Source organism: Microbacterium commune (assembly GCF_014836945.1).
Taxonomy (GTDB): domain Bacteria; phylum Actinomycetota; class Actinomycetes; order Actinomycetales; family Microbacteriaceae; genus Microbacterium; species Microbacterium commune.
In genome coordinates, this window is record NZ_JACSPX010000001.1 from 1,496,091 (window position 1) to 1,515,302 (window position 19,212).

Consider the following 19,212-nt stretch of genomic DNA (forward strand, 5'->3'; position numbering starts at 1 on the left):
CGATGTTTGAAATGGATTCCACAACCGCGGGATCCGCAAGACCTTCAAGGGAGCAGGTGCCCATGAGTGATCCCATCCTCCGGATGGAGGGAATCAGCAAGGGATTCCCCGGCGTGCAGGCGCTCCAGGACGTGCACCTCGAGGTGCACCCCGGTGAGGTGCTCGTGCTGGTCGGCGAGAACGGTGCCGGCAAGTCCACCCTCATGAAGATCCTCTCGGGTATCTACACCCGCGACGCGGGCACGATCACCTTCGAGGGCGAGCAGGTCGAGCTCACCGGTCCGCTGCAGGCGCAGCAGCTGGGCATCACGATCATCCACCAGGAGCTGAACATGATGCCCGACCTCACGGTCGCGCAGAACATCTACATCGGCCGCGAGCCGAAGACCGGCCCCTTCCTGTCGGAGCGCGCGCTGAACCGCCGCACCGAGGAGCTGCTGCAGCGCCTGGACATCAAGCTCGACCCGCGCAGGAAGGTCGGCGATCTCACGGTGGCCGAGCAGCAGATGGTCGAGATCGCCAAGGCCCTCTCGTTCAACGCCAAGGTGCTCATCATGGATGAGCCCACATCCGCGCTCACCGACGCGGAGGTGGAGACCCTCTTCGTGCTCATCGAGCAGCTCAAGCAGCGCGGCACCGGCATCGTCTACATCTCGCATCGCATGGACGAGCTTCGTCGGCTGGCAGACCGGGTGAGTGTGCTGCGCGACGGCGCCTACATCGGATCACTGGAGAAGTCCGAGATCAGCATCCCGAGGATCATCGAGATGATGGTGGGCCGCGCGATCGACGAGGGCACCCGCCCCGAGGCACGCGAGCACGCCGGCGATCCCGTGGTGCTCGACGTGCAGGGCCTGTCGACGAAGACGCTGCTGAAGGATGTCTCGTTCCAGCTGCACAAGGGCGAGATCCTCGGTTTCGCCGGGCTGATGGGGGCCGGTCGCACCGAGACCGCCCGCGCCATCATCGGCGCCGACCGCAAGGACGCCGGCACGATCAACGTCGGCGGCAAGCCGGCGCGCATCCGCCAGCCCGAGGACGCCGTCAAGCGGGGCATCGGCTACCTCTCCGAGGACCGCAAGCTGCTCGGTCTCATGCTCGAGCAGGATGTGACGTTCAACACCGTGCTGGCCTCGCTGGACTCCTACGCCAACGCGATCGGCTGGATGGGCGACCGCAAGGCGAAGAACCAGACCAAGGACTACGTGCAGCAGCTGCGGGTGAAGACCCCGTCGGTCAACCAGATCGTGAAGCTGCTGTCGGGAGGAAACCAGCAGAAGGTCGTCATCGCCCGGTGGCTGATGCGCGACTGCGACATCCTCATCTTCGACGAGCCCACCCGCGGCATCGACGTCGGAGCCAAAGAGGAGATCTACCGCCTGATGCAGCAGCTCGCGGCATCCGGCAAGTCCATCATCGTCATCTCATCGGAGCTGCCGGAGATCCTCCGCGTCGCGAACCGCATCGCCGTGTTCGCGAACGGCCGGATCACCGGCACCCTCCGCAACGAGGAAGCCAGCCAGGAGAAGATCATGCAGCTCGCCGCCCATGGGGAGGAAGAAGAATGAGCACGCCGCAGCAGTCCGGATCGACGACCACCGTCGTCCAGCAGGCCGTCGCCGAGAACACCGACAAGCGCGACATCAGCGGGATGCTGAAGCGCCAGCTGCAGCAGTCGCTGGCCTTCGGCACGCTCGTCGTGCTGGTCATCTTCTTCGCGATCGCCAGCCCCGCGTTCTTCACGGTGAGCAACCTCACCACCGTGCTCCTGTCGACCGCGGTGATCGCGATCCTCGCGCTCGGCACCACGTTCGTGATCATCACCGGCGGCATCGACCTGTCGCTGGGCACCGGCATGGCGTTGTGCGCGGTGATGACCGGTGTGTTCATCACGAACTGGGGCCTGCCCATCTGGGTGGGCGTGCTCGGCGGCATCGCGACGGGCGTGCTGATGGGCCTGGTCAACGGCGTGAACATCACCGTCCTGCGTCTGCCGCCGTTCATCGCCACCCTCGCGATGATGATGATCGCGGGCGGTCTCGCACTGGTCATCTCGAACGTGCGCCCGATCTACTTCTCGACCTCGGCGCCCGACTTCAAGCGCATCGCGCTCGGTGTGCTGATCCCCGGCATCCCGAACGCGGTGCTCATCACGATCGTGCTCGCGATCGTCGCCGCCCTCGTGCTGTCGAAGACCCTGCTCGGTCGCTACACCTTCGCGATCGGCTCGAACGAGGAGGCCACCCGCCTCTCGGGCGTCAACACCCGCCGCTGGACGATCTTCGTCTACATGTTCGCCGGCGCGTTCGTCGGCGTGGCCGGCGTCGTCATCGCGGCCCGCCTCGACTCGGCGCAGCCGCAGATCGGCATGGGCTACGAGCTGCAGGCGATCGCCGCGGTCATCATCGGCGGCACTTCGCTGCTCGGTGGTCGCGGCTCGATCATCGGCACCGTGATCGGCGCGCTCATCATGAGCGTGCTCGTCAACGGCCTCAGCATCTTGTCGATCCAGACCGAGTGGCGCAACATCGTCGTCGGTGTCGTCGTGCTGCTCGCCGTGTTCTTCGACTCGCTGCGCAACCGCCAGCGCAACTGAACGTCTCTTCCCGCACCATCACCCGCGGCTGATCACCCGATCAGCCCACACACAGAGAACAATGGAGTTTCCATGCGATTCAGCAAGAAGAAGACTGCCTTCGCAGCTCTCCTGGCGGCATCCGCGATCGCCCTCGCCGGCTGCGGCGGCGGCGACGTCGTCAGCGAGAACCCCGGCGGCGACGCAGGATCCTCGGACGGCGAGATGTATGTCGCGCTCGTGTCGAAGGGCTTCCAGCACCAGTTCTGGCAGGCCGTGAAGACGGGCGCCGAGGAGAAGGCGAAGGAGCTCGGCGTGCGCGTCACGTTCGAGGGCCCCGCTGCCGAGACCGAGATCGCCCAGCAGCTCGACATGCTCACCACGGCGATCAACGCCAACCCGGATGCGATCGGCTACGCCGCCCTCGACCCCGAGGCCTGTGTCGCCCCGCTCGAGCAGGCCAAGTCCAAGGACATCCCGGTCGTGTACTTCGACGCGCCGTGCAACGGCGACGTCGGACTCAGCCTGGCCGCGACCGACAGCAAGGCCGCCGGCGCGCTGGCAGCCGAACACATGGCGAAGCTCATCGGCGGCAAGGGCGAGGTCGCGATCGTCGGCCACTCGCAGATCAACTCGACCGGTGTCGAGCGTCGCGACGGCTTCGTCGAGAAGATCGAGGCGGACTTCCCCGACATCAAGATCGTCGACATCCAGTACGGCGACGGCGACCACCTGAAGTCGGCCGACATCGCCAAGAGCATGATCGCCGCTCACCCCGACCTCAAGGGCATCTACGGCACCAACGAGGGTTCGGCGATCGGTGTGGTCAACGCGGTCAACGAGCTCGGCATCGAGAAGGGCAAGCTGACCATCATCGGCTTCGACTCGGGTGCGGCACAGGTCAACGCGATCAAGGACGGCATCATGGCCGGCGCGATCACGCAGGACCCGATCGGCATCGGCGCCCGCACCGTGGAGTCGGCTGTCGCCGCCGCCAAGGGCGAGAAGCTCGATGACTTCTACGACACCGGTTCGTACTGGTACGACGCCGAGAACATCGACGACCCGAAGATCGCCGCGGTTCTCTACGAGTGATCCGCTGACGCTCTGATCGGGAAGGGCCCCTCACTGACGGTGAGGGGCCCTTCCTGCATGCTCCTCTTCCTGCATCCGCCCCCGTCTGCATCCGCCCCCGTGTGCACCGCCCCCGTCTGCAAAGAACCGCCCCTCGCTCCGGTATCAGTTCGTGCCGCTGCCGCGCGCAACAGGCGGCACAAACTGATACCGGAGCGAGAAGCGGTTCCGGGGAGGGGAGGGGAGTCAGTGGGAGAGGGAGAGGAGTCGGGCGGGGTTGTCGATCAGCATCCGCTCGACTGCCGCCTCGCCGATGAGGGCGGTGAGTCGCGGCAGGTAGCGGTCGCCGAGGTATCCCAGGCCCGGCATCCCGCCGTAGGAGATGTACCGGGTGCGGCGCGCGACGTCGCCGCCGAGCACGATCCGCTCGCCACCGCCCGCCTCGACCACGGATGCCGTGAGAGCCAGCAGCTCGGCATCCGAGCGCGTGCGGGGGCGGGCGAAGCCGTCGTAGCCCAGGTAGGCGCCGCGCTCCGACAGTGAGGCATGCAGCCCGGCATCCGGGTCGCGGTCAGCGTGCGCGAGCACGACGCGGTGCTCGGCGACGCCGGCAGCGGCGAGCAGATCGAGCACCTCGTGCGCTGCCGTGCAGAACTCCAGGTGCACCATCACCGGGGCGCCGGTGGCACGATGCGCGATCGCGATGGCATCGAGCGTCGCACGCTCGAACGCACTGATCGACCAGTAGCCGATGCCGCCTTTCAGCATCCCGGCGTGCACGGGGGCGCCCTCGGCGGTGCGGGCGAGAGCGACGTCGGGGCGTTCGAAGGTCTGCGCGTCGTCGGCCGCCATACCCGTCTGCACCTCGGCGGTGAACAGCGCCGCCCGGCGCTCGACATCCCACACCTGCAGCGGGTGGTCGTCGCCGTAGTGCGCCTCTCGGTGCAGGCCGGTGGTCGCGACGACGGCGAGGCCGGTCGCGCCACTGATGCGCGCCACCGCCTCGGGGTCGCGCCCCAGGCCGAACGGCGTCGCGTCGACCATCGCGGCGAAGCCGCTGCGCTGCAGCAGCGTCGCCTCGGCGCGGGAGGCGCTCTCGTCGTCGAGCTCGTCACCGGGAAGAAGCGGGCTGACCTGGAACAGGTGCTCGTGGTAGTTCACCCGGCCGAGCGCCTCCGACGGGATGTCGCCGAGAACGGTGCGAACCGGACCGCCCGCAGAAACCGCACCGACAGCACCGCCCGCAGAAACCGCACCGACCGCACCGCCCGCAGAAACCGCACCGACAGCACCGCCCGCAGGAACCGCACTGCCCGCACCGACCGTGCCGCCCGGCCCCGGCATCAGCGCACCGACTCCGCGGCCTGCGCGAGCTGCTCGACGACGTCAGGGGTGAGGGTCAGCTCGAAGACGTCGGCGACCACCTGCGACCAGCCGTGGATGAAGTAGCGCCAGCCGTCGACGACGTGCAGTCCGCGGGAGTCCTGCTGCGCGCGCGCCTGGTGCAGGAACTCCAGCGAGCCGCGGTAGTTGAACTCCCACGCCCAGGCGCCCTCGGGGTACACCACCGCATCGGTCAGCGGTGAGCCGGGGCGGTCCTTGCCGAGTCCGGTGGCATTGGCGATGACTGAGCCGGCGGGCGCGGCCGCGACGAGGGCGTCGGCCTGCTCTGCCGTCTCGGTGAGGACGTAGCGGATCAGACCCTCGTCGGTGCCGTGCTGACGGTGCACCTCACGCAGATGGTCGAGCTTGTCCTGCGAGCGCGCGGTCACGGTGATCCGCGCGGGCGCGTCGGCTCGCTCGGCGAGCGCCCAGCTCAGCGCGGTGCCCGAGCCTCCGGCGCCGAGGATGATCACCTCAGCACCGGTGCGGGCGAAATGATCGGCCGGCAGGAAGTCGTTCAGCGCCAGATCGACGGTCACCGGGTCCTTCGCCCGTCCGATCAGCCGGTCGCCGCGCTTGGAGATGCTCGAGATCTCCGAGCACGACACCGCGAACGGGTCGAGTTCGTCGAACAGGTCGGATGCCGCGGCGTAGAGGTTCATCTTGTGCGTCGTCACCAGGGCGCCGCGGTGGTGCGGATCGTCGCGGATCTGCTCGACCATCGCCCGATACGCCGCAGGCTCGGCGTCCATCGGCAGGTCGTGGCCGACCAGGGTGCGCGTGGGCAGACCGAGGATGTCGGCCCACAGCGGGAACACCTTCATGATCGATGACGATCCGGTGGTGACGCCGACGAATCCCATGCAGTCGGCGGGGGCGGTCTCGGTCATGGGGTCTCCTAGCGGGTGACGGGGTGGGCCGGGGCGTCGCCGCGCAGCACGGCGATCGCGTCGTCGAGCGACATGCGGCCCATGTTGTCGACGGCCTGGGTGGTCTGTGCACCGAGGTGCGGGGTCACGATCACGCGCGCGGCGAGCTCGGTGGCCAGCAGCGGACTCGCGCTCGCGGCCGTGTCGCCGTCGAGCGTGTCGGCGGCGTACGCGGCGAGGATGCCGTCGGCGAGCGCCTGCGCGACAGCCTGCTCGTCGACGAGATCAGGGCGGGCGGTGTTCACCAGGACGGTCCCCGGCCGCATCCCGGCGAGGCGCTCGGCGTCGACCAGACGCTGCCCGCCGGGGGCGTGCAGGGTGATCACGTCGGCGGTGCCGAACAGGTCGTCGAGCGCGAGGGGCTCCGCCCCCGCCGCGTGCACGAGCTCCTCGGGCAGGAACGGATCGGATGCCACGACGCGCGGACCGAAGCCGCTCAGGCGGGCGGCCACCCCCTGGCCGATGCGGCCGAAGCCGACGATGCCGACGGTCGCGGCTCCCAGCTCGCGTCCGCGGCGCACCGACCAGTCGCCGGCGCGCACGCGACGGTCGCCGTCGGGAATGGTGCGCAGGGCGGCGAGCATCAGACCGACCGCGTGGTCGGCGACGGCGTCGGCGTTGGCGCCCGGGGTGTTGGTCACGACGACGCCGCGCCGCACGGCCGCTGCGACGTCGACCGCCTCGGTGCCCACGCCGTACCGGGCCACCACGCGCAGCCGCGGCGCGGCAGCCAGGTGCTCGTCGGTCACCGGGCCGGTGCCTGCGATCCAGGCATCCGCGTCGAGGAGCAGGGGGCGCAGCTCAGCGAGGTCGTGATGCGCCGGTCCGCGCAGGATGCTGTGCCCGGCCTCATCGGCACGGGCGACCAGATCGAGATCGCCGTCCGAGAACGAGCGGCTCGTGACGAGGATGACGCCCATCAGCGCGGCCTTCCTGCGAACCACGGCGCGAGGGCCGTGTAGGCGTCGGTGAAGCGAGCGTGCCGCTCGGCGTAGACCGCGTGGCGCGCGGCATCCGGGGTGAACTCCGCGGTCACCTCGCTGAGCGCCCGCGCGGCCGAGAAGTCGGCGAGACCGAGTCCGACGGCGCCGGTCACCGCAGCGCCGAGGCTGTTCGCCTCCTCCACGATGCTGCGGCGGCGCACCGGCACGCCCCAGACGTCAGCGAGCACCGCCAGGTAGGCATCGCTCTGCGCCCCGCCGCCGACGGCGTCGATGCGGTCGATCCTCGCGCCGGACTCGCGGAACGCGTGGATGCACGTGAGCAGGTTGAACGCGGTGCCCTCGAGCACGGCGCGCATCAGGTGCGCGCGGGTGTGATGCCGGCCGAGTCCGATGAAGGCGCCTCGCGCGTCGGGGTCCCAGATCGGGGCGCGCTCGCCGAGCAGGTAGGGCAGGAAGTAGAGGTCTTCGGTGTCGACGTCGGCGGCGGCCTCGGCCGTGAGCCGACCCGTCTCGGGGCGCGACGGGTCGGGGGAGAGCGCCTCGGCGATCCACTGCACCGAGGCGCCGCCGGCCTGCATGGTGGCGGTGGGCACGAAGCCGCCGGGCACGACGTTGTCGAAGGTGAAGGTGCGCATCTGCGGGTCGAGCAGCGGCCGTTCGGCGGCGAACGAGATCCACGAGCTGGTGCCGAGGCAGACGTAGGCGCCGTCCTCGGGGGCGACCACTCCCGAGCCGACGGCGGCCATCGGGCCGTCGCCGCCGCCCATCACGACCTGCACGCCGGTGTGCAGTCCCAGCGCGTCGGCGGCCGAGGCGGTGAGCGCCCCGGCGATCGCGGTGGAGTCGAGGATCTCGGGGAACAGTGCGCGGTCGAGTCCCGCCGCGGCGAGCACCTCGTCCGACCAGTCGCCGGCCTGCTGGTCGTAGGCGTTCGTGCCCGACGCGTCGGAGCGGTCGGTGGCCAGGCGGCCGGTGAGACGCAGGACGATGTAGTCCTTCGCGACGCAGACCCGGCGCACCCGCTCCCAGATGTTCGGCTCGTTGTCGCGCACCCACATGATCTTCTCGATCGAGTAGGTGGGGTTGAGTCGGTGCCCGAGCACGCGATACGCGTGCTCGGCGCCGAGCGCGCTCTCGAGTCGGCGCTGCTGCGCACCGGCGCGCGTGTCGGCCCAGATGATGGCGGGGCGGGCGGGTGCACCGTCGGCGTCCAGCAGCACGGCGCCCATCATCTGCCCGCTCACCACCAGGCCGGTGACCGCGGAGGGCGCGGTTCCGGTGCGCTCCAGCAGATCGCGCGTCGCCGAGACGACCGCACCCCACCAGTCGTGCGGATCCTGTTCGGCCACCCCGCCCGCCGCGAACCGCGCGGGATAGGGCACGGTGACGGATGCCACCGGACGGCCGTCGTCGTGGTGCAGCGAGGCCTTGTCGCCGGTGGTGCCGAGGTCGTGGGCGATGATCACAGTCGGTGCCTGCTCCTGTTGGGGTTTCGGGACGTTTCGGAGTATACCTGTAATTACAAGCTGTCAGGAGGACGAACTTGAGCACCGCCACCACCGCCGCCGACACGGTCGACACCCCCGTGCCGCTGACCATCTCGCCGCTGGGCGGCATCGAAGGCCGCTCCCGCCGATACGAGAAGACCCTGGGCGAGATGTCCGGCGTCTACCGCGACGACGCGGCATGGCGTGCCGCTGTCGCGGAGCGCGGCGCCGACGAACTGGTCTACTGGGTCGACGACCACCGCTACCAGGAGGGGCCGGGGGCGCTCATCGTGGGCACCAGCACCCTGCTGCCCGGGCGCATCGGCGACGAGTTCGCGGTGACCCGCGGGCATCTGCACGCCGTCGCCGACCGCGCCGAGCTGTACCACTGCCTGAGCGGCCGAGGCGTCATGCTCCTGGAGACCCTCGACGGACAGTCGGCGGCCATCGAGCTCACCCCGGGCAAGGCCGTCAACGTGCCCGGGCACTGGATCCACCGCAGCGTGAACGTCGGCGACGAGCCGTTCGTCACGCTGTTCTGCTACGCCGCCGACGCGGGGCAGGACTACGCCGTGATCTCGGATGCCGGCGGCATGCAGAACCTCGTCGTGGCCGACGGTGACGGTTGGACGCTGACGGCCAACCCCGATCACACCGGCTACCCGCGCCCCTGACGCGGCCCCACCGCCTCTCGCTCCGGTATGAGTATGTGCCGCATCGGCGCCGTTCAGGCGACGCGAACTCATACCGGAGCGAGAAGTGGTCGCCGGCCCGTGCTTACGGTCGGCGGATGAGCTGCGCCTCGACGTCGGCGGGGAGGAACTCGGCCAGCGACCAGCGGAACACGCACCGCTCGCCGTCGACGGTCAGGGCGACGTGATCGTCGTGCACGACCACGTCGCTGATCGCGAGCGCGGCGATCGATGCCCGTGACAGGGCGGTCTGCCAGACGATGACCACCTCGGCGGGCAGGGGGCCGAGGCGCACGGTCGGGCAGAGCAGGACGTCGGCGCCGTCGGCGATCCGCTCGACCACGCCGACGGGCGCCAGCGGGAGGGCCGCCGGCTCCGCAGACGGGGATGCCGCCCATGCACCGAGGAAGCGGACGGCGCTGACGAGGCCCGCGCTCTGCGCCACCGCCTCGCCCTGATCCCGCGCCGCGCTTCGCGCCACCGCCTCGCCCTGATCCCGCACCTCGCCTCGGTCCACCACCTCGCCCTGACCCTGCGGGGCGATCCCGACCGGCCTGTCGTCGTCGGCGACGAGGGCGGCACCGCTCACCCGACCCGGGAGTCCGACGCAGCCGGTCAGGCGCGCCACGTGCACGACGCCGGCGCCGACGATTTTGGTCGCCACGCGGGAGACCACGTGCCGCCCGCCGGCGTCGAGGGCGCGGGTCACCGCACCGCCGCGCGCCCCGACCGTGGCGCGGGTCGCCGGGCGGTGCACGGCCCCGTCGATGGTGAGGTCGCTGTCGCGCACGGTGCCGCCGGGGACGGGCCGGGTGACGGAGGAGAACTGCAGACGGCGATACAGCGGGTCATCGCGGGTCGGGTGCCCGTCGCTGCCGAAGTTGTGCAGTCGCACGATGCCGTCGTCCGCGCGACCTTCGATCAGCCAGCGCGGCCCGTCGAGCACACGGCGCACGTCCGTCCGCTCGATCTGCAGCGGGGCCTCCGCCGCGCTCCACACCGGATCGTCAGCGGGCAGCGCCAGGCCCAGGAAGCCCTTCGCGGCCCAGTACGGCGATCCCGGCCCGCTGTACGACTGCACCATGCTCGGGATCGGACCTCGCTGCCAGCCCAGCGAGAGCACCCCGGTGTCGAGGCTGCCGCTGTCGACGAAGTGCCTCAGGATGCCGCTGGTCAGCCGCCGTGTCATCCCGGGGCCGAGCACGTCCAGGCCCTCCCGGCGCGCCATCCAGAACGGCGCCGCCGTCGCCCACCGGTAGATCAGCGAGCGACCCTGGAAGACCGGCGCGCAGCGGGCGTCGAACAGGAGCTGATAGCCGTCGACGAACGCTGCGAGACGCTCGCGGTGCAGGGCGCGCCGGTCGTCGAAGCCGGCGCCCATCAGCTCGTCGATGAAGAACGGATACCAGTGGAATGCGAAGGCGTTGTAGTGATCGAAGCGTCTCCCGTCGCCGTCGGTGTACCAGCCGTCGGCCCGGTGCCAGTCGTCCATCCGGTCGAGCGCGTTCTCGACCGTGTCCCGTCCGTCGGCGAAGCCGCCGGCATGGTTGAACGCCGCCAGGGTGGCACCCAGCAGCACGTGGTTGTTGTCGGCGCACCAGGTGCCCCTGGCCTGCGCGAACCAGGCGTGCACGCCGTCACGTGTCGCGTCGTCCAGTGCCGCCCACACCGTGTCGCGCGTCAGGTGCAGGGCGATCGCGATGGATGCCGCCTCGACGGTGGCCTGGCTGTGATCGGTGAGCGCCGGCCATATCCGCTGCGCGATCGCGTGCTGCACGGCCTCGGCGTAATGCGCGATCAGCGGCGCCGTGCCCTCGGTGCCGGCCGGATCACCGGAGATGCGCAGAGCCGCAAGCAGAAAAGTGCGCGCGAACCCCTCGAGCCGGTCCATCGGCGGCCCCGCTCCGGCATCCGCCGTGCCCGGGGCGGCTGAGAAGTCGACCAGCGCCCCGCCGTTCGTCGACCGCTGTCGTGCCGCGTCGAGGATCCGGTCGGCCGCGGCCACCCAGTGCGCGCGGGTGTACCCGGTGTACGGGGCGGAGAGCGGGTCGTCGGGAGGCATCCACGCGGGGGCGATCGTCGGCATGCCCCGATCGTCGCCGTGGCGAACAGGAGGATTCAAGACGAGAACGTGTTGAATCCTCTCCTCCCGATCGCGTTGACTGACGTGACCCCGAGCCAGGAGACCGCCGTGCCGCACCGCCCGAACATCCTCGTCGTGATGGCCGATCAGTTCCGCGCCGCATCGCTCGGCGTCGTCGGGGAGGACCCGGTGCACACCCCGCATCTCGACGCGCTGGCCGAGAGCGGGCGGGTCATGCGCCAGGCGGTGAGCGGGTACCCGGTGTGCAGCCCGCACCGGGCGATGTTCCTCACCGGGATGCGTCCGTATGTGAACGGCGTGACCCTGAACGTGAATTCCGAGAGCGCGCAGGATGGGGTCGGTCTGCGCGACGATCTGCCGACGTGGGCGAGTGCGCTGCGGCAGAGCGGATGGCGGACCGGCTACATCGGCAAGTGGCATCTCGAGGCGCCGGTCGACGACGACGAGCGGTTCGGCGAGGGGCGCCGCGACGACGGCAAGGTGTGGGATGCCTGGTCGCCGCCGCATCGACGCTTCGGCTTCGACTACTGGTACTCGTACGGTGCGGCCGACCGGCACCTCGCGCCCCACTACTGGACGACCGACGCCGGCCGGGAGGACCGGGTGGACGTGGACCAGTGGTCGGCCGAGCACGAGATCGACGTCGCGATCGACTTCGTGCGGGATGCCGGCGACGAGCCCTACGCGCTGATGGTCTCGCTCAACCCGCCCCACCAGCCGTTCGACCAGGTCCCCGACCGCTATCGCGCGCACTACGCCGACCTCGACCCGCGTGCGCTGCTGAACCGGCCCAACGTGCCGCACCGCACCCCCATCGCCGACGAGGCGGCGGTGATCGCCCGCGACTACTTCGCCGCGATCACCGGTGTCGACGAGCAGGTCGGCCGTCTGGCATCGGCCGTCGCCGAGCAGAACACGACGCGACCCACGGTGATCCTGTTCACCTCGGACCACGGGATGCAGCTCGGCAGCCACGGCCTGATGTACAAGAACGTCCCCTTCGAGGAGTCGATGCGCCTGCCGCTCATCGTGCATGCGCCCGACCTCGTCCCGGCAGGGGAGTGCCACACCGTGCTGGACTCCCTCGACTTCGCACCGACCATCCTCGGCCTGGCCGGCGTCGACGCGCGCGATGAGCGGATGGTGGGACGCGACCGCTCCGGCGTGCTGCGCGGCGCCGCCGAGGTCCCCGCCACCGACGATGACGACGCCACCGTCTACACGCGGTACGCGTCGCGCTCCGACCCCGGCAGCGTGCGCGGGCTGCGCACACGCACCGCGAAGGTCGTCGCGACCTGGCATCCGGCGTCGGGTCTGAGAGTGCAGTTCTTCGACCTCGCCGCCGATCCCTACGAGATGGACGACAGCCCGCAGCATCCGCGCGCGGCCGGCCTGATCGGCCGCCTGCGCGACGAGCTGGAGCGCGCCGGGGATGAGTGGGAGGGCGCCGCCGCGCTCGCCGGAATGCTCAGTCCCCTGACGTAGGCGCGGGCGGCAGCCCGACCCGTTGCCGCCAGCGCTCGTGCGCGCGGGTGAGCTGGGCGACCAGCCGCGGACGACGGGATGCGAGATTGTCGCGCTCGCCGGGGTCGCCGGCCAGGTCCGTGAGGATGAGGCCCTCGCCGGTGCTCGTGTGCTCGACCGCGCGCACGTACTCGGCGGTCGGGCTGTCGCCGTCCACCCAGAGCAGCTTCCAGTCGCCGCGACGCACCGCCCACTGCCAGCCGCAGTCCCAGTGCAGCTCGCGGTCGCCGTGCCGCTCGTCCGCGAGCGTCTCGGCATCGGACATCTCCGCGTCGGGCGTCTCCGCGTCGGTCGTCTCGGCGAGCACCTGGCGCAGATCGCGCCCGTCACCGTCCGGGTCGGCTTCGAGCCCCGCGGCGGCCGCGAACGTGGCGGCGAGATCCAGCGCGCTCACCGGCTCGCTCACCACCGTGCTCGCCGCGGCGACGCCGGGCCAGCGCACGAGGAACGGCACCCGGATGCCGCCCTCCCACAGCGTGTACTTGGTGCCGCGCAGCGCACCGTTGTCACCGTAGTTGCACTGCGACCCGCCGTTGTCGGTGAGGTAGACGACGATGGTGTCCCCGGCGACGCCGCCGGCGTCGAGGGTGTCGAGCAGGCGGCCGATCGCGCGATCCATCAGCTCGAGCTGCGCGAGGTAGAACGCGCGCCCGTCCGGCAGATTCGGGCTGATCGCCCCGTCGTACCAGTCGAGGTACTCCGCGGCTCCCGGATGCCAGTCGTCTGGCTTCTCGAGGCCGCGTGCGGCCAGCTCGTCGTCGGGCAGCTGCCAGCAGAAGTTGTGCACGGCGTTGAAGGCGACCATGGCGAAGAACGGCTGCTCGCCGGCGCGGCTCTCGATGAACGCGCCCGCGCGGTCGGCGATCTCGTCGGTCGTGAAGCCGTCGAACTCGACGGGCTCCTCGCCCGACCAGAACGGCTGCACCCCCATCGCCTCCGCGGCCTCGCCGTACTCGGCGACCGCGTCGTCGCTGTGGTGCAGGTAGTGCAGGCGCCCCATCGACTGACCGGCCAGGCCGTAGAAGGACTCGTCGAAACCGTGGTGCGGCGGCGCGCCGCGGTCGGCGGCGGTCTCGTGTCCGTAGTGCACCTTGCCGAAGTACCCGGTCGCGTAGCCGGCGTCGCGAAGACGCTCGGCGATGGTCGGGGCGTCGCCGATGTGCGCCGAGTCGAACCACAGTCCGCCCCAGCGCTGCTGGTACTGCCCGGTGATGAGCCCGGCGCGCGACGGCGAGCAGATCGGCGCGGTCACGTAGGCGTCGGTGCACGTCGCGCCCTCGGCCGCCAGGCGGTCGAGCACCGGAGTGCGCACCCCGGGCGTGCCCATGGCGGAGCGGTCGGCGTGACCGTGGTCGTCGGAGACGATCAGGAGGATGTTCGGGCGGTTCATGGGGCTCCATCCCATCCAGGCGGTGCGAAGGCGCCGAGCGGGTCGTCGTCGAGGGAGCGCGTCTGTCCGGCGCCGACGACGGGCAGACCGCGGCCGTCCGCCTGCGCGTCGGCATGCTCAGTGAACCAGGCGTCCAGCATCCCGCGCATCCGCGCGAGATCTGCGGCGTGCGCAGGGTCGTCGGCGAGATTCACCCGCTCGCGCGGATCGGCCTCGAGGTCGTACAGCTCGTGAGGGCCGTACGGATGCCGGTGCACGTACTTGCGGTCTGTCGTGCGGATCATGCGGACGGGGCCGTATTCGCTGTGCACGACCACGGGTCGCGGCTCACGCTCCGCGCGCTCGCCGCGCAGCGCGGCGGCGAAGCTGCGCCCCGGGCCCTGCTCGAACGGCGCCGGGTCGAGTCCGAGCAGCTCGAGGAGCGTCGCGGGCAGGTCGTAGGCGCTGCGCAGATCGTCGTGCACGTCGCCCTCGGGCAGCGCTCCGGGCTGCGCGACGATGAACGGCACCATCACGGACTCGTCGTACATGTTCATCGGGAAGGTGCCGTTGCCCTTGCCCCAGAAGCCGTGCTGGCCGCAGCTGAACCCGTTGTCGCTGAGGAACACCACCATGGTGTCGTCGAGGATGTCGTGCGCGCGCAGCCGATCGAGAACACGCCCGATCGCGGCATCCATCGCCGTCACTGCGGCGAAATAGCCGATCAGGGCCTCTCGGGTATCGGCCTCGCCGCCGATCGGCGCGCCGTCGAGGGTCTGCAGCCACGGGTGGGGCTGCTCCTGCGGGCACGTCTCGAACGCGCAGTCGCGATAGAGGTCGGTGAATTCCGCGGGATGCTGACCGGCGAACGGTTTGTGCGGCGCGGTGAAGTTCAGGGCGAGGAAGAACGGTGCGTCGTGCTGCTGCTCGGCGTCGAGGAACGCGATCGCATCGTCGGCGATCGCATCGGTGAGGTACTCGGTGACATGCTCGGTCCGGCCGTCTCCGGTGTGCATCACCGCATCGTGGTACGCGCTGCCGCCGCCGTCGAGGGCGAACCAGTGCACGAAGCCGCGCCGCGGAACATCGCTGGCGCCCAGATGCCACTTGCCCGACAGGCCGAGGCGGTAGCCTGCGTCGGCGAGCGCATCGGTGAGGGTCGGCATCCCCGCCAGGTAGTCACGACTGGCCGCGCCGGCGTGCGCGCCGTCGAGGTAGTCGTGCACGCCGTGTGCCGACGGGATCCGTCCGGTGAGCAGGCTGGCCCGGGCCGGTGAGCACACGGGCGAGGCGCAGAAGAAGCGGTCGAGACGGATGCCGCGCTCGGCCAGCTCATCGAGGACCGGCGTGCGGATCTCGTGGTTCCCCGCCGCGCCCAGCGCCCACGGGCCCTGGTCGTCGCTGACGATCAGGACGAGGTTGGGGTGGGTCATCTCAGCGCATCCGCCTCGGCGAACAGCAGTGCCGACCCCTCTTCCGCGGAGCGGTACGCCGCGAGGATCAGCTCGACCACGTGTCGGGCGTGCGCGATCGGCACGGTGGGAGTGCCGCCCTGCACCACACGCTGGAAGTCCTCCAGCTGCGCGGTGAAGGCGCTCTGGATGTCGTCGGGATGGCTGCGGTGCACCAGCCGCGAGCGGCCGTCGATGTGCACGGTGGTGCCGTGGCGTGGATTGATCTCGATGACGCCGCCGTCGCACACGATGGTCACGAGGTCGCCCCGGGTCGCCGGATCGCTCACCACGACGATGCTCACCGCGACCCCGTTGTCGAGGCGCAGCATCATCGCACCGTCGGTCTCGACCGCCGAGCCGAAGCGGTTGACCGTGGTGGCGAGCATCTCGACCGCCCGCCCGGCGCCCAGCCACAGCGCCCGGTCGATGCAGTGACCGCCGATATTCATCAGCGCCCCGCCGCCGGCGATCTCGGGAGAGAAGAACCACGGCGAGCGGGTGCCCGGACGGTAGTCGGTGCTGCGGTTGTCGCGCACCATCCGCACCGTCCCCAGCTCGCCAGACGCCAGCACCCTCTGGGCGGCGACCTTCTCGGGCAGGTAGTGCTGGATGTGTCCCACGGTCAGCGCGACGCCAGCGCTCTCGCACGCGGCGACCAGCCGGTCGCAGTCCTCCAGGGTGGTGGCCATCGGCTTCTCCACCAGCACGTGCGCACCGGCGGCGGCGGCATCCACGCCGATCGGCAGGTGCGTCGCGTGCGGCGTGTTCACGATAACGGCATCCACCACCCCCGCCGCCAGCATCGCCCGATGATCGGTGAAGACGGCGGCATCCGGGCATCCGGCGGCTGCCCTTCGAGCGGCGGCCTCGTCGATGTCGCAGACGGCGACGAGCTGCACGCCGTCCAACGCCGCCGCTGCGGCGCAGTGGTACGGGGCGACGGCCCCGGCTCCGATCAATCCGATCCGCACGTGTGTCTCCCTCGATCAGTCCTGGTGAAGTGCGCTCGCGCCGCACGAGCGACGGATCACGATGCGCGGCCGCAGCCGGATCTGGTGCAGCGGGCATTCGTCGCCCTCCACCAGCCGGCGCAGCATGACGTCAGCGGCCATGCGACCGATGCGGTACTTGGGCGGGGCCACCGCGGTCAGCGGCACCTCGGCGAGGTCGGCCACCTCGTCGTCGTACGAGACGAGGGCGACGTCGTCGGGGATGCTCACCCCGGCTCGGCGCGCGGCACCCTGCAGCAGCGCCGCCTCCCGGTCGCCGAACACGAGGGCGGCGGTGGCGTCGAACTCGCGCAGCGCAGTGAACGCGGACGACCCGGAATCGGCTTCCCACTCCTGCTTGGTCTGCGCGAACTCGAGCCCGGTGGGCAGCTCGAGGCCGGCGATGGCCCGGCGGTAGCCGCGCACGATGCCGAACTCGGTGACGGTGGCCGAGCGCGTGAGAAGGGCGATGCGCGAGTGGCCGAGGCGTGCCAGGTGGACGATCGCGTCGTACGCCCCGCCGGCATGGTCGGAGCAGACGTGCTCGGTGGTGTCGGCGGGGCCGACATCGGCCAGGCTGCGCTCGACCAGCACGACCGGGACAGGCAGCGCCATGAGCTGCTGAGCGCGGGCGAGCGGGGCGTCGAGCCCCGTGAGCGTGGGCGCGAGGATGAGTCCGTCGACACCGGCATCCAGCAGCGACGCGATCGCGTCGTCCTCGCGCTCGGGCTGGTAGCGGTAGGTCGCCAGCTGCAGCGAGGCGCCCGCCGCCTGCAGGGATTCGTCGATGCCCTGCAGAACTCTGGGGTAGTAGAGCTGGGTGTCGGGCAGCAGCACGCCGATGCGCCGACGCGTGCGCTCCTCGCGTGGGCGGGTGTGCGCGACGAAGCTGCCGGCGCCCTGGCGACGGACGACGATCCGCTCGGCCACGAGCTCGTCGAACGCCCTGCGCACGGTGGTCAGCGACAGGCCCGTCTCCTTGGAGAGCTCCTGCTCGGTGGGCAGCTTCTGGCCCGCGGTCCAGGTGCCGGCGAGGATGCCTCGACGCAGCTGATCGGCGAGGAGCTCGAACTTCAGCCCCCGCGATTCTGCGTCGCGCACCGTTGCGCGCTTTCCGGCCATGCCGATCCCCCTCCGTCGTTCTTCCTTTGATTCTTCGGTCAATGAAGTGAGGAATAAAGACGTATTCGACGATTCCTTGCGTCCGATCTCCGGCATTCCGGGGTCGAGGATGCGGATCCCCGGCAACAGATCGATCACGGATATCGGAATACTCCTTGAATGCTCTTGTATGCACGGGCGAAAGTCGACCCCGCAGGCGACGATGCCGTGCACAGACGAAAGGAAATCCGATGGCGAAGATCCGTAAGGTCTCAGCACTTGCCCTCATCGGCGCGGTCGCGCTGACCGCCGCCGGATGCTCGTCCGCCTCAGGCGGCGGGTCCAGCGACTCCGGAGAGTTCACCTACTGGTCGATGTGGAAGGAGGGCGAGGCGCAGCAGAAGGTCGTCGCCCAGGCCATCGCCGACTTCGAGAAGGAGACCGGCATCGAGGTGAACGTCCAGTGGCAGGGGCGCGACAACCTCAAGAAGACCGTGCCCACGCTCAACACGAACAAGGTGCCCGACCTCGTCGACGGCTCGTTCGCGAAGACCGCACCCGTGCTCGCCGAGACCGGGCAGGCGAAGCCCCTCACCGAGGCGTACGCCGCTGACGTCGACGGCGAGAAGGCGGGGGAGCTGATCCCCGAGGCGTACCTCGAAGACGACGTGCTCACCGTCGAGGGCGAGGACGCACCGTGGATGCTGCCGTACTCGCTCAGCAGCGACGCGATCTGGTTCAACAAGGTCGCGCACCCGGAACTCGCCGAGAACCCGCCGCAGAGCTGGGACGACTTCCTCGCCACGATGGACGAGATGAAGGCGGCCGGCGAGACCCCGATCGCCATCGACGGCGACGTCGCCGGATACAACGCCTACTGGTACACGTCCGCCATGGTCGGCCTCGCCGGCCCCGGCTCGCTGCGCGAGATGGCCGCCGACAAGACCGGCAAGGCATGGGACGACCCCGAGGCGCTCGAAGCCGCGCAGATGATCGAGGAGCTCGTCAAGGGCGACTACTTCATCGACGGCTACAACGCCAGCAAGTGGCCGGCGCAGCAGCAGGTCTGGGCCGACGACAAGGCGGTCATGCTCTTCAACGGCACGTGGATCCCCACCGAGACCGGCCCGTACGCCGCCGACGGCTTCGAGTACTCGTCGTTCCCGTTCCCCACGCTGGGTGACACCGCGCGTGCCGACTTCGTCGGATTCGCCGTGCCGGCCCGTGCGAAGAACGCCGAGAACGCCGAGAAGTTCGCCGCCTTCTTCCTGAACAAGAAGTACCAGGACGCTCTGGGCAGTGAGGCGAAGATCATCCCGATCCGTGCCGATGCCGCCGTCAGCGAGGAGATGTCGACGGTCAAGGAGGCGCTCGACGAGGCCGACTCTTACTACATGCAGAACGACGGCATCAGCTTCCCCGGCTACACCGAGAAGCTGCTGTGGCCGGCGCTGAGCGATCTCGTGCTCGGCAAGACCGACGCGAAGACGTTCGTCGAGACGATGAGGACCGGCCAGGTCGACTACTGGGAGCAGAACTCGTGACCGACGTCGCTCTGGCGCCCGCCGCACCCCTCCCCGCCCCCCC

General features: G+C 70.3%; 15 protein-coding genes. 6 read left to right on the forward strand and 9 right to left on the reverse strand.

Annotated features, from left to right (window positions below; translation table 11 throughout):
* Positions 1-62: 62 nt before the first annotated feature.
* The 3 genes from H9633_RS06930 to H9633_RS06940 all read left to right on the forward strand — a co-directional run bounded on the left by H9633_RS06930 (position 63) and on the right by H9633_RS06940 (position 3,670).
* On the forward strand, positions 63-1,568 hold the full coding sequence (locus H9633_RS06930; protein WP_191712571.1) for a sugar ABC transporter ATP-binding protein: 1,506 nt from the start codon (positions 63-65) through the stop codon (positions 1,566-1,568).
* A complete protein-coding gene (locus H9633_RS06935; protein WP_083428639.1) occupies positions 1,565-2,596 on the forward strand; it encodes an ABC transporter permease in 1,032 nt (343 codons plus the stop codon). The genes H9633_RS06930 and H9633_RS06935 overlap by 4 nt, the downstream gene beginning before the upstream one ends.
* 72 nt (positions 2,597-2,668) lie before the next feature.
* Entirely contained in the window at positions 2,669-3,670 is a 1,002-nt protein-coding gene (locus tag H9633_RS06940; RefSeq protein ID WP_191712572.1) for an ABC transporter substrate-binding protein, read from the forward strand.
* 225 nt (positions 3,671-3,895) lie between these two features.
* Here the strand turns inward: H9633_RS06940 and H9633_RS06945 are convergent, their stop codons facing one another.
* Genes H9633_RS06945 through xylB form a run of 4 tightly spaced genes read right to left on the reverse strand, consistent with a single transcriptional unit; the run spans position 3,896 to position 8,371 of the window.
* Positions 3,896-4,993, reverse strand: coding sequence for a phosphotriesterase family protein (locus H9633_RS06945; protein WP_191712573.1), 1,098 nt, complete (start codon positions 4,991-4,993; stop codon positions 3,896-3,898).
* On the reverse strand, positions 4,993-5,922 hold the full coding sequence (locus tag H9633_RS06950; RefSeq protein ID WP_071640531.1) for a shikimate dehydrogenase family protein: 930 nt from the start codon (positions 5,920-5,922) through the stop codon (positions 4,993-4,995). The genes H9633_RS06945 and H9633_RS06950 overlap by 1 nt, the downstream gene beginning before the upstream one ends.
* Positions 5,923-5,930: 8 nt before the next feature.
* Complete coding sequence (locus H9633_RS06955; protein ID WP_318247217.1) at positions 5,931-6,905, reverse strand: NAD(P)-dependent oxidoreductase; 975 nt, start codon at positions 6,903-6,905, stop codon at positions 5,931-5,933.
* Positions 6,881-8,371 carry a xylulokinase gene (xylB, locus tag H9633_RS06960; RefSeq protein WP_191712574.1) on the reverse strand — a complete coding sequence of 497 codons (1,491 nt, stop codon included), beginning with the start codon at positions 8,369-8,371 and terminating at the stop codon, positions 6,881-6,883. The genes H9633_RS06955 and xylB overlap by 25 nt, the downstream gene beginning before the upstream one ends.
* Positions 8,372-8,448: 77 nt before the next feature.
* Between xylB and H9633_RS06965 the strand changes: the two genes are divergently transcribed.
* The gene (locus H9633_RS06965; RefSeq protein ID WP_218161819.1) at positions 8,449-9,066 is read left to right on the forward strand and encodes a glucose-6-phosphate isomerase family protein; all 618 of its coding nucleotides are present in this window, start codon (positions 8,449-8,451) and stop codon (positions 9,064-9,066) included.
* Positions 9,067-9,169: 103 nt separating this feature from the next.
* On the opposite strand, the gene H9633_RS06970 is transcribed toward H9633_RS06965, so the two are convergent.
* On the reverse strand, positions 9,170-11,170 hold the full coding sequence (locus tag H9633_RS06970; RefSeq protein WP_191712575.1) for a DUF2264 domain-containing protein: 2,001 nt from the start codon (positions 11,168-11,170) through the stop codon (positions 9,170-9,172).
* Positions 11,171-11,251: 81 nt separating this feature from the next.
* Here H9633_RS06970 and H9633_RS06975 point away from each other — a divergent pair, with 81 nt between their 5' ends.
* Entirely contained in the window at positions 11,252-12,673 is a 1,422-nt protein-coding gene (locus tag H9633_RS06975; protein ID WP_191712576.1) for a sulfatase family protein, read from the forward strand.
* Here H9633_RS06975 and H9633_RS06980 read toward each other — a convergent pair.
* The 4 genes from H9633_RS06980 to H9633_RS06995 are packed head-to-tail and all read right to left on the reverse strand — an operon-like array spanning position 12,657 to position 17,646.
* Positions 12,657-14,102: a sulfatase family protein gene (locus H9633_RS06980; protein WP_191712577.1), complete on the reverse strand. Its 1,446-nt coding sequence runs from the start codon at positions 14,100-14,102 to the stop codon at positions 12,657-12,659. The two genes, H9633_RS06975 and H9633_RS06980, sit on opposite strands and share 17 nt — an antisense overlap.
* Positions 14,099-15,514 (reverse strand): sulfatase-like hydrolase/transferase, encoded by a 1,416-nt coding sequence (locus H9633_RS06985; protein ID WP_191712578.1) that lies wholly within the window; start codon positions 15,512-15,514, stop codon positions 14,099-14,101. The genes H9633_RS06980 and H9633_RS06985 overlap by 4 nt, the downstream gene beginning before the upstream one ends.
* Positions 15,511-16,506: a Gfo/Idh/MocA family protein gene (locus H9633_RS06990; protein ID WP_191712579.1), complete on the reverse strand. Its 996-nt coding sequence runs from the start codon at positions 16,504-16,506 to the stop codon at positions 15,511-15,513. Before H9633_RS06990 ends, H9633_RS06985 begins: the two co-directional genes overlap by 4 nt.
* A gap of 15 nt (positions 16,507-16,521) precedes the next feature.
* The gene (locus H9633_RS06995) at positions 16,522-17,646 is read right to left on the reverse strand and encodes a GntR family transcriptional regulator (protein WP_191712580.1); all 1,125 of its coding nucleotides are present in this window, start codon (positions 17,644-17,646) and stop codon (positions 16,522-16,524) included.
* Between the two features lie 230 nt (positions 17,647-17,876).
* Between H9633_RS06995 and H9633_RS07000 the strand changes: the two genes are divergently transcribed.
* Positions 17,877-19,169 (forward strand): ABC transporter substrate-binding protein, encoded by a 1,293-nt coding sequence (locus H9633_RS07000; RefSeq protein WP_191712581.1) that lies wholly within the window; start codon positions 17,877-17,879, stop codon positions 19,167-19,169.
* Positions 19,170-19,212: the final 43 nt, after the last annotated feature.

What these genes read in the sequence shown, in the direction of transcription:
- H9633_RS06930 (WP_191712571.1), top strand. Translation starts at nt 63, where the DNA reads ATGAGTGATCCCATCCTCCGGATGGAGGGAATCAGCAAGGGATTCCCC.
- H9633_RS06935 (WP_083428639.1), top strand. Translation starts at nt 1,565, where the DNA reads ATGAGCACGCCGCAGCAGTCCGGATCGACGACCACCGTCGTCCAGCAG.
- H9633_RS06940 (WP_191712572.1), top strand. Translation starts at nt 2,669, where the DNA reads ATGCGATTCAGCAAGAAGAAGACTGCCTTCGCAGCTCTCCTGGCGGCA.
- H9633_RS06945 (WP_191712573.1), bottom strand. Translation starts at nt 4,993, where the DNA reads ATGCCGGGGCCGGGCGGCACGGTCGGTGCGGGCAGTGCGGTTCCTGCG.
- H9633_RS06950 (WP_071640531.1), bottom strand. Translation starts at nt 5,922, where the DNA reads ATGACCGAGACCGCCCCCGCCGACTGCATGGGATTCGTCGGCGTCACC.
- H9633_RS06970 (WP_191712575.1), bottom strand. Translation starts at nt 11,170, where the DNA reads ATGCCGACGATCGCCCCCGCGTGGATGCCTCCCGACGACCCGCTCTCC.
- H9633_RS06980 (WP_191712577.1), bottom strand. Translation starts at nt 14,102, where the DNA reads ATGAACCGCCCGAACATCCTCCTGATCGTCTCCGACGACCACGGTCAC.
- H9633_RS06985 (WP_191712578.1), bottom strand. Translation starts at nt 15,514, where the DNA reads ATGACCCACCCCAACCTCGTCCTGATCGTCAGCGACGACCAGGGCCCG.
- H9633_RS06995 (WP_191712580.1), bottom strand. Translation starts at nt 17,646, where the DNA reads ATGGCCGGAAAGCGCGCAACGGTGCGCGACGCAGAATCGCGGGGGCTG.
- H9633_RS07000 (WP_191712581.1), top strand. Translation starts at nt 17,877, where the DNA reads ATGGCGAAGATCCGTAAGGTCTCAGCACTTGCCCTCATCGGCGCGGTC.